At 63.5% G+C, this 10,502-nt stretch carries 9 protein-coding genes; 8 read left to right on the forward strand and 1 reads right to left on the reverse strand.

Annotation, left to right across the window (positions count from 1 at the left end; genetic code table 11):
- Positions 1–459 precede the first annotated feature (459 nt).
- From AC1D1X_RS07615 to AC1D1X_RS07645, 7 genes are all read left to right on the forward strand, one after another.
- Complete coding sequence (locus AC1D1X_RS07615) at positions 460–1,233, forward strand: crotonase/enoyl-CoA hydratase family protein (RefSeq protein WP_477670249.1); 774 nt, start codon at positions 460–462, stop codon at positions 1,231–1,233.
- A gap of 70 nt (positions 1,234–1,303) precedes the next feature.
- Positions 1,304–3,160, forward strand: coding sequence for a feruloyl-CoA synthase (locus AC1D1X_RS07620; protein WP_477670248.1), 1,857 nt, complete (start codon positions 1,304–1,306; stop codon positions 3,158–3,160).
- Positions 3,161–3,179: 19 nt separating this feature from the next.
- The gene (locus tag AC1D1X_RS07625; RefSeq protein WP_477698074.1) at positions 3,180–4,439 is read left to right on the forward strand and encodes a thiolase family protein; all 1,260 of its coding nucleotides are present in this window, start codon (positions 3,180–3,182) and stop codon (positions 4,437–4,439) included.
- A 77-nt stretch (positions 4,440–4,516) separates the two neighbouring features.
- Positions 4,517–5,302, forward strand: coding sequence for an SDR family NAD(P)-dependent oxidoreductase (locus AC1D1X_RS07630; protein ID WP_477670246.1), 786 nt, complete (start codon positions 4,517–4,519; stop codon positions 5,300–5,302).
- Positions 5,303–5,307: 5 nt separating this feature from the next.
- Complete coding sequence (locus tag AC1D1X_RS07635; RefSeq protein WP_477670245.1) at positions 5,308–5,727, forward strand: acyl-CoA thioesterase; 420 nt, start codon at positions 5,308–5,310, stop codon at positions 5,725–5,727.
- 94 nt (positions 5,728–5,821) lie between these two features.
- Positions 5,822–6,814 carry a Bug family tripartite tricarboxylate transporter substrate binding protein gene (locus AC1D1X_RS07640; RefSeq protein WP_477698075.1) on the forward strand — a complete coding sequence of 331 codons (993 nt, stop codon included), beginning with the start codon at positions 5,822–5,824 and terminating at the stop codon, positions 6,812–6,814.
- Between the two features lie 144 nt (positions 6,815–6,958).
- Complete coding sequence (locus AC1D1X_RS07645) at positions 6,959–7,417, forward strand: MarR family winged helix-turn-helix transcriptional regulator (RefSeq protein ID WP_477698076.1); 459 nt, start codon at positions 6,959–6,961, stop codon at positions 7,415–7,417.
- Positions 7,418–7,477: 60 nt separating this feature from the next.
- On the opposite strand, the gene AC1D1X_RS07650 is transcribed toward AC1D1X_RS07645, so the two are convergent.
- A complete protein-coding gene (locus tag AC1D1X_RS07650) occupies positions 7,478–9,211 on the reverse strand; it encodes a GMC family oxidoreductase (protein ID WP_477670243.1) in 1,734 nt (577 codons plus the stop codon).
- A 363-nt stretch (positions 9,212–9,574) separates the two neighbouring features.
- Here AC1D1X_RS07650 and AC1D1X_RS07655 point away from each other — a divergent pair.
- On the forward strand, positions 9,575–10,502 hold a 928-nt coding region (locus AC1D1X_RS07655; protein WP_477698077.1), incomplete at its 3' end, for an MlaE family ABC transporter permease.

Raw genomic sequence — 10,502 nt, forward strand, 5'->3', positions numbered from 1 at the left:
AGCCCGAACAGCTCAAGGCGATCCAGGAGGAATTGCTGGCGCTGCCCGCCAGCGATGCCGGCAAGGACGTGCTCAAGCGCATCGGCATCGAGCAGTTCGACACCACGTCGGAAGCGCGCATGCGCGAGCTGCTGAAGTGGCTCAATATTTGAGCCAGGCCTTCGCCGGCTGTTGCCGGCGCCAGGCCGGGCCACGGCGAAACTGACTGACCGCTAGCGTCAGCGGCACACCCAGTGTGCCGAATCGCCGTCTGCCGGGCGACCCAATTTCCTCCATCCCCTGCGGGGGGAGTCATCCTTCATCCAGGGTTTCCTCCTGCGGATTGCCTTGCGGGCCGGCTGGTCCGCCGCGCAAACATGCCTTGGTACGCCCTAGGGTTTTCACTAGAAAAAAAAGGCTTAATCACGTTGTAATAGTTATTATTCATAACCATAATTGGCTTCCGGAAACACACTTCACATGACCCCAAAATACCTTCATCTCGAAATGCACGGCAATGTCGCCGTGGTCCGCCTGGCGCGCCCTGCCAAACGCAACGCCCTGGGTGACGCCCTGATCCTGGCACTGCGGAACCTGTTCGAAAGCCTTCCTTCCGAAACAAAAGCCGCCGTGCTTTGCGGCGAGGGTGACCACTTCTGTGCGGGGCTTGACCTGAGCGAACTCAAGGAGCGTGATGCCAGCCAGGGCCTGCACCATTCGCGCATGTGGCACGCAGCGCTGGAGCGGGTGCAGTACGGCCCGGTGCCCGTGATCGCGGCCCTGCACGGTGCCGTGGTCGGTGGTGGCCTGGAGCTGGCAAGTGCCTGCCATATCCGGGTTGCCGACGAAAGCGCTTTCTACGCGCTGCCCGAAGGCTCGCGCGGCATCTTTGTCGGTGGTGGCGGTGCGGTGCGCATCCCGCGGCTGATCGGCGCCGCGCGGATGACCGACATGATGCTGACCGGCCGTGTCTACAACGCGGTGGACGGTGAGCGCATAGGCATTGCGCAATACCTGGTGCCCGAGGGCCAGGCTTTCGCCAAAGCCCTTGAACTGGCCACTCGCGTGGCAGAAAACGCGCCGCTGACCAACTACGCCCTCATGCATGCGTTGCCGCGCATTGCCGAGCAACCGGCAGACCAGGGGTTCTTCACCGAGGCCCTGATGGCCGCAGTGGCGCAAAGCGCGCCCGAAGCCAAGAGCCGCGTGAAAGATTTCCTGGACGGCAAGGCCCGCAAGGTCCAGAAGGGCTGACCAGGCCGGGCGGGCAGGCAAGAGAGACATCCAGAAAAAAGACAGAAGACAAGAGACAGAAGAGACAACCATGAGTGCCCCGAAATTTCGTCCCATGGCCTTTGGCGTGACCCGTGTGGTTTTGCGCGACGGCGTACCCGGTGTGCGCTATCTGCGCGCAGACCAGGCCCTGCAAGCCTTCCCGACCCGTATCACTGACCGCCTGCAGCATTGGGCGCAGACGGTCCCGGGCCGCAGCTTCATGGCGCGGCGCGAAAAGCTGGCTGATGGCAAGACCGGCGACTGGCGGCACATCACTTATGCCGAAGCTTGGGTCTCGGCCCGCAACATCGCACAGGGGCTGGTCGACCGGGGCCTGAGCGCCGAACGCCCGGTGGTCATCCTGTCGGAAAACGACCTGGAGCATGCGTTGCTGGCGCTGGGTTGCATGCTGGCCGGCGTGCCCTTTGTACCGACGTCTCCGCCCTACAGTCTGGTCAGCCAGGACTACGACAAGCTGCGCCACGTGCTCAAGACCGTGACGCCGGGTCTGGTGTTTGCCGCCGACGGCGCCCGCTACGCCAGGGCCATCAGCGCAGCCATTGGCAACGACGTCGAGGTGGTGCTGGCTACCGGGCAGGTCGAAGGGCGCGCCACCACGGCGTTTGCCGAACTGGCTGCAACGCCGGCCACGGAGGCCGTAGACCGCGCCATGCAGGCCACAGGGCCGGACACGATCGTGAAATTCCTGTTCACCAGCGGCTCCACCAAGATGCCCAAGGCGGTCATCAATACCCAGCGCATGTGGTGTGCCAACCAGCAGCAAATGGCGCAATCGATGCCCGTGCTGCAGGACGAGCCGCCGGTGCTGGTCGACTGGCTACCCTGGAACCACACCTTCGGCGGCAACCACAATTTCGGCATGGTGGTGTTCCATGGCGGAACGCTCTACATCGACGACGGCAAACCGACCCCGGCGCTGATGCACGAAACCCTGCGCAACCTGCGCGAGATTGCCCCCACGGTGTACTTCAACGTGCCTACCGGCTTTGAGGCCATCGCCAGCGCCATGAAAACGGACGCAGAGCTGCGGCGCAACCTGCTGTCGCGCGTGAAGATGTTTTTTTATGCCGGCGCTGCGCTGGCCCAACCCGTGTGGGACAGCCTGTACGAGTCCGAAGAAAAAGAAGTGGGCGAGCGCATTGTCATGGCGACCGGCCTGGGCATGACCGAGTCCGCGCCGTTTGCCATTTTTGTGACCAACCCCAACGTGAAAGCCGGCGACCTCGGCGTGCCCGCGCCCGGCATCGAGCTCAAGCTGGTGGACACCGACGGCAAGACCGAGGTGCGCTACAAGGGCCCCAACATCACGCCCGGCTACTGGCGCGCACCGCAGGAGACGGCAGCAGCCTTTGACGAAGAAGGTTTCTTTTGTACCGGCGACGCCGTCAAATGGATTGATGAGGGCAACATTCACCTCGGGCTCAAGTTCGACGGGCGCATCGCCGAGGACTTCAAGCTGGCCACGGGCACCTTTGTCAGTGTGGGCCCGCTGCGTGCAAAGATCGTCGCTGCGGGAGCGCCTTACGTGCAGGACGTGGTACTCACGGGCATCAACCTCAAGGAAGTGGGCGCACTGGTTTTCCCGACACCTGCGGTGCGCACGCTGGCCGGACTGCCGCCCGACGCGCCGCTGCGCCAGGCCGTTGAAAGCCCGCAGGTGGTAGCGCACTTTCAGGAGATGATGAACAAGCTCGCGGAGGGCGCGACCGGCAGCGCCAGCTGCATCCGGCGCCTGCACCTGATGCATGAGCCGCCCTCATTCGACAAGGGTGAGGTCACCGACAAAGGCTCCATCAACCAGCGCGCCGTGCTGACGCACCGTGAAGCTTTGGTGGTAGCCCTGCACGATGACACGGCGCACCCCATCGTCAAACCCGCACCATAAAACCCGACGCACAAACACCATGCAGCCCAAAGGATTTTTCTCCGCTTTCGAAGACGTCTGGATGCTCGACGGCATCCGCACGCCCATGGTCGACTACTGCGGCGCCCTTGGTCATATATCGCCCACCGACCTCGGCATCAAGGCCGCGCGCGCCGTGCTCCAGCGCTCGGGTGTCAGTGGCGGCGATGTCGATTCGGTGCTTGCCGGCAACATGGCTCCTGGTGATTTTGAGCAGTTCATGCTGCCGCGCCATATCGGCCTTTACGCCGGGGTGCCTGTGGAGGTGCCGGCCATCATGGTGCAGCGCATCTGCGGTACCGGCTTTGAATTGTTCCGCCAGGCCGGCGAGCAGATCCAGAGCGGAGCCGCCAGCGTGGCGCTGGTCGTCGGCGCCGAGAGCATGACGCGCAACCCGATCGCCGCCTTCGAGCACCGTACGGGTTTCAAGCTGGGCGCGCCGGTCGGCTTCAAGGACTTCATGTGGGAGGCCCTCAAGGACTCGGCCGCCGGCATCGACATGATCCAGACCGCGGAAAATCTCGCGAAGAAATATGGCATCGCGCGGGAAGCCGTCGATGAATTTGCCTCCAGCTCGTTTGCCAAAGCCGTGGCCGCCCGCGAGGCGGGTTTTCACGCCGGTGAAATTGTGCCGGTGGTCACAGAAGAATTTGAACTCGCCGGCTATGCCACGCGCGGCATACGCCTGCAGGGCAAAGCCACGGAAGTCGCGCAGGACACCCACGCACGCTTGTCCCCCGTCGAGGTGCTGGCCAAACTCCGGGTGGTTCACGCCGGCGGGGTGCAGACCGGCGGCAACAGTGCAGCGCTGGTGGATGCGGCAGCGGCAGCCGTGGTGGCCTCGGGCGAGTACGTGAAGGCGCATGGAAAAAAACCGCTGGCACGTGTCGTGGCTGCCGCGGTGGTGGGGGTGCCGCCCGAAATCATGGGCATAGGTCCCGCGCCAGCGATTCGCCTGCTGCTGGCGCGCTGCGGCCTGACGCTGGACCAGATCGGCCGCTTCGAGATCAACGAAGCCCAAGGCGCGCAAACGCTGGCGGTGGCGCGTGAACTGAACCTCGATCTGAGCAAGCTCAATGTCAATGGTGGTGCCATCGCGATGGGTCACCCGCTGGCGGTCACCGGTGTCCGCCTGACGGTCACCGTCGCGCRTGAAATGCAACGCGCGGGCCTGCGTTACGGCATTGCATCCGCATGCGTGGGCGGCGGGCAGGGCATTGCCCTGTTGCTTGAAAACCCCGAAGGGGCCGAAATTTCTTGAGCAAATGGTGGCTGCAGTGCACAGCAGACAAGCGCAAGCAGCTATAAAAACAATARCAACCGATCTGGAGAGAAGGCATGAAGATTGAAGGACTTGCGGCGCTGGTGACGGGAGGCGGCTCAGGGCTGGGTGAAGCCACTGCCCGTGAGCTGGCACGCCTGGGCGCCAGGGTTGCCGTGCTGGATGTGAATCTCGCCGGAGCAGAAAAAGTCGCGGCCGACATTTGCGCCACGCACGGGAGCGGCACCGCAGTGGCGTGCCAGTGCGACATCACCGACAGCGCCAGCCTGGCGGCCGCGCTGGAAAAAGCCGCAGCTGCGCATGGCCCGGCCCGCATCCTGATGAACGTTGCCGGCGTTGGCTCGGCCAGGCGCGTGGTGGGCAAAGACGGCAGCCCTGCGCCGCTCGAAGACTTTGCCAAAGTCGTCACCATCAACCTGGTGGGCACCTACAACGCGAGCCGCCTGTTTGCGGCCGCCTGCGCCAAACTGCCCGCGCTGGAAGATGGCCAGCGCGGCGTCATGATGTTCACGGCCTCGGTGGCGGCCTTTGACGGCCAGGTGGGCCAGCAGGCTTACAGTGCCTCCAAGGGCGGCCTGGTCGGCATGACACTGCCGATGGCGCGCGACCTGGCGCAGCACGGCATCCGCGTCTGCACGGTGGCGCCGGGCCTGTTCGCAACGCCGCTGATGCAGCAATTGCCCGAGGCGGTGCAGGCTTCGCTTGCCGCCAGCATTCCTTTTCCGCAGCGCCTGGGCAAGCCCGAGGAGTTTGCCCAGCTGGCCGCGCACATCGTGGCCAACGACCATCTCAACGGCGAAGTCATCCGGCTGGATGGCGCATTGCGCATGGCGCCAAGGTGAACAGCATGAGCAAGACCGTTGTTTACGAAGTTTCCGTTGCGTTTGGCGACTGCGATCCCGCAGGTATCGTGTTCTTTCCCAATTTCTCGCGATGGATGGACGCCTCGTCGCTGAACTTTTTTGTCAAGTGCGGCGTGCCAACATGGCGTGAGCTTGTCAAGACCACCGGCATCATCGGCACGCCGCTGCTCGAGATCAATACGCGGTTCACCCAGCCCGCCGTCTATGGCGAGACGCTGCAGATTCACACAAGTATTGAGGAGTGGCGCGACAAGGTATTCATCCAGAAGCATGTGATCAAACGTGGTGACGACCTGATTTGCGAAGGCCGTGAAACCCGGGCCTTCTGCATTCGCCGTCCGGAGAATCCTGAGCGCATCAAGGCCATTGCCGTGCCGCAAGACATTCGGGCCCTGTGCAGCTAGACGCTTCGCGTTCCGCTTTGTTTTCGTCTTTCAGTTTTTGATTTCGGTTTTGTTTTTTCGACCCGTTGGACATCATTAAAAAAGGAGACATTTCATGCAAACACGCCGTCATTTTGTGCAGGCAGCCGCAACGCTCACCGCAGCCGCCGGCTTCGCCCCGTTCTCTGCCCATGCGAGCCCGCTGGAGCAGGTCAAGATCATTTACGGATTCCCCGCCGGCAGTGCGGGCGACATCTGCGCGCGCCGTGTCGGCGACAGGATGGGCGGCACCGCCTATTCCAAAAACAACGCCATCGTGGACACCAAGGCCGGCGCCGGCGGCCGCATCGCGCTGGAGACGCTGAAGATGGCACCCACGGACGGCTCCGTCATTGCCATGACGCCGTTTTCCTGCATGTCGCTGTATCCCCACATCTACAAAAAGCTGGCCTATGACCCGTTCGCGGATTTTGTATCCGTGGGCACCGCGTCCATGATTCACCATGGGCTGGCTGTGGGGCCGCTGGTGCCCGCTTCCGTGAAGACCGTCCAGGACTTCCTGGTATGGGCCAGGGCCAATCCGAAGGATGCGAGTTATGGCTCGCCCGCTGCGGGATCAACCCCCCACTTTTTGGGCGCCTTGCTGGGCCTGAACAACCAGGTGGAACTCAAACATGTGCCTTACCGCGGTTCCGTGCCCGGCGTGACCGATGTGGTGGGCGGCCAGCTTGCGGCCATGTTCACGCCGCATGGCGACTTCATCCCCAATCACAAGGCCGGCAAGCTGCGCATCCTGGCAACGTCCGGAAAGCAGCGCTCACCCTTTGTGCCCGAAGTACCGACCTTCGCCGAACAGGGCTTTGCCGACCTGACCGTGGAGGAGTGGTTCGGTTTTTGTGCCCCCGCCAAAACGCCGGCCAGTGTGGTTGCCGCCGCCAACGCCGCCATCAACGCCGCCATCAAGGACAAATCCGTCATCGACTCGCTGACGGTGGTGGGCCTGATTCCCTACGGCGGCACGGCGGAGGACATGGCGACCAGCCAGAAGCGCGAACTCGACYGCTGGGGCCCGCTGATCAAGAAAATCGGCTTTACCGCCGAGTCCTGATCAGAACGCGGTGCCGATGACTGATGCCGGGAGCCCTGAGGCACCCGATCATGGATCGGCACCGCTTGGCATAATCGGGGCTGGACTGGCCGCATGCCGTGCGGCGGTCCGTATTGCCCGATGACGAAAGCTTCCTGACCACCTATGCCAGCGTCCCTCAAACCAGCGCCCGCTGTCGAAGAARTCGATACCTCCTACCTTGAAACACTGATTGGCTACAACGCCACGCGTGCTTCGCTCAAGGTCATTGAACTGTTCATGAAACGCATGGCGGTGTATGACCTGCGACACGTGGATTTTTCCATCCTGTCGCTGATCACGCACAACCCGGGCATCACCTCGCGCCAGCTGTGCAGTGCGCTGAGCATCTTGCCGCCCAACCTGGTCGGGAAAATCGGCACGCTGGAAAAGCGCGAGCTCGTTCACCGCAAGCCGCACCCGCAGGACGGCCGCGCTGTGGGCCTGTATCTCACCGAGGCAGGCGAGGCGCTGATGCGGGAGGCTGAGCGCACCGCCACCAGCCTCGAATCAGATGCCACCGAGCGGCTGAGCGCGGCGGAAAAAAAGACGCTGGTGCGTCTTCTCCAAAAAATCTATCTTTGATCTGTTTCGAAGGGGCGGTTCAGCCGGAGGCTTGCGGGCAGCTTGGGCACGGCGTTGCCTTCAAATGCCGGCCTGAATCCATTCGGCGGCCTTCTCCGCAATCATGAGCGTGGGTGAGTTGGTGTTGCCGCTGGTGATCAGCGGCATCACACCGGCATCCACCACGCGCAGGCCGCGAACCCCGCGCACCCGAAGGTGCGAGTCCACTACCGCCATGGGGTCGTCTTCCTTGCCCATTTTGGTGGTGCCCACCGGGTGGAAGATGGTGGTGGCAATGTCGCCCGCCAGCCGCGTGAGTTCTTCGTCCGTCTGGAACTGCACGCCGGGTTTGAATTCTTCGGGCTTGTATTTGGCCAGCGCGTCCTGGCTGACGATCTTTCGGGTCACGCGCAGGGAGTCGGCTGCCACCTGCCGGTCTTCGGCCGTGCTCAGGTAGTTGGGTGAAATCGCCGGTGCATCCTCAAAGCGGTTGCTCTTGATGTGCACGGTGCCGCGGCTGGTCGGGTTGAGGTTGCATACGCTGGCGGTGAAAGCGTTGAAGCTGTGCAGCGGCTCGCCGAAAGCGTCCAGCGACAGCGGCTGCACATGGTATTCGATGTTGGGGTAGGGCTGGTCGGGCGATGAGCGAGTGAAGGCGCCCAGTTGCGACGGCGCCATGCTCATCGGGCCGGTCTGCTTCAACGCGTACTCCAGGCCGATGCGGGCCTTGCCCCATAACGTGTTGGCCATGGTGTTGAGCGAAAGCCCCCAGCGCTGGTCGCCGTGCACCTTGTAGACCGAGCGGATCTGCAAGTGGTCCTGCAGGTTGGCGCCCACGCCCGGCAGGTCCTGCAGCACCGGAATGCCGTGCTGTTGCAGCAGGGTGGCCGGGCCAATGCCTGAAAGCTGCAGGATTTGCGGCGAGCCGATGCTGCCTGCGCACAGGATGACTTCGCCCATGTGCCCCGAGTCGCGTGTCGAATGCGCTGTCACCCGCTCGTCGCCGGCCCACACTTCCACGCCGGTGCAGCGCTGGCTGCCGTCGGCCTGCGTTTCAACCACGAGCTTGCACACCTGGGCGTTGTTCCACAATTCGAAATTGGGCCGGGCATAACAGGCGGGACGCAAAAATGCTTTGGCGGTGTTCCAGCGCCAGCCTTTTTTCTGGTTGACCTCGAAGTAGCCCACACCCTCGTTGTCGCCGCGGTTGAAGTCGGAAGTCGCCGGGATCCCGGCCTGCTGCGCCGCTTCGGCAAATGCATCGAGGATGTCCCAGCGCAGGCGCTGTTTCTCGACACGCCATTCGCCGCCCGAATTGTGGTGACGCAGCAGCTTCTGGTAGGGCTGGCTTTTGTCCTGCATGAGCTCGGGTGCCACGCCGCGCGCACCGTGCATCGCGTCGGCACCCTTGTGGTGGTCTTCGTGCAGCTTGAAATGCGGCAACGCGTTGTCCCATCGCCAGGCCATGTCGCCCGTCAGCTGGGCCCACTGGTCGTAGTCGCGTGCCTGGCCACGCATGTAGATCATGCCGTTGATGCTGGAGCAGCCGCCCAGCGTCTTGCCGCGAGGGTAGCGCAGTGCCCGCCCGTTGAGGCCGGCGTCCGGCTCGGTGTTGTAGAGCCAGTCGGTGCGCGGGTTGCCGATGCAATGCAGGTAGCCCACCGGGATGTGGATCCAGTGGTAGTCGTCCTTGCGGCCGGCCTCGATGAGCAGTACCCGTTTGGACGCGTCGGCGCTCAGGCGGTTGGCCAGCAGGCAACCCGCGGTTCCGGCGCCGACGATGATGTAGTCAAAAACCTGGCTGTCGTCTTGCATGGATGTTTTGTCTCTTGGCTTTCAGCCGTGTGTTTTTGAGGGGCCGGGTAGCTGTGCTGTTTTGGCAGCGTTCCTTCGCCGCAGGCTCCCATCCTGCCATCCCAGCCTAACGCGAGGCTGACCGCGCGGCAGTGGTTCGATTGTGGCAAAAACGGCGCTATCCCTGCGGCGGGGATTACCCGCTGGCCTTTCCTTCCGGCACGGGGTCCCGGCGGGTTGTAGGACCAAGGCGATAGCGCGTTTTTGGGGCTGTGTATTTGTGTTTCCTGCAGTTACCATGACTGTTTTGCAATTCGGGCGCCGCCCGCCATTGCAGACTGCCGGCAAGCGCCGGGCACCACCGGACGCCTTTACCGAATGCACATGGAAGAATCCACGCCCCGCATCGAACAGCAGGACACGCCGCAAGGCCGGATGTTTGTCGTTCGCGGTGCCTGGACAGCCGCCGACCTCACCGCACAGGAAGTCTGGCAAGGTTTGACGGCGCAACTGCAAGCCCTGCAGGGCGGCGCAGCCCAATCCGCCGGCTGGAATCTGGAGCCGCTCGAAAAGCTTGACCACCTGGGTGCGCAGGTGCTGTGGAACCATTGGGGGCGCGACTGGCCTGCGCAACTGCAGGTGCACGCGAGCCAGCGCGCGGTGCTGGAAACCGTCGCCAAATTCAGTGCGGATCCGCCCAAACCCCGCAAGCCTGACTGGACCGGGCCCTTCATCCTGCTGGGTACACGGGTGCTGCGTCTGGTCGACCACCTCAAAGGCCTGGTGCGCCTGATCGGCCAGCTGCTGCTCGACATCATCCGGCTTTTCAGGCACCCGCAGGAAGGCCCCTGGCGCGACCTGTCGGGCCACCTGTTTCATATCGGTGCCACCGCCTTGCCCATCACCGCACTGGTGGGGTTTTTGATTGGCGTGGTGCTGGCTTACCTGATTTCGCAGCAGCTGCGCCAGTTCGGCGCCGACGCCTTCATCGTGAACATCCTGGGTATCTCGTTGATCCGCGAACTCGGGCCGGTGCTGGCCGCCATCCTGATCGCCGGGCGCAGCGGTTCGGCCATCACTGCGCAGATCGGTGTCATGCGGGTCACCGAAGAGCTCGACGCCATGCGTGTCATGGGCATCGCGCGGGGCTTTCGCCTGGTCATGCCGCGCGCGCTGGCGCTCGCCGTGGTGATGCCACTCATCAGCGTGTGGACCACCATCGCAGCGTTGCTGGGCGGCATGCTGGCCGCCGACATTTCCATGGGCGTCACGCCGTCCTACTTCATCAATTCGCTGCCGGCCGCAGTTGACG

It is taken from the genome of Polaromonas sp. P1_G4, from assembly GCF_056405475.1.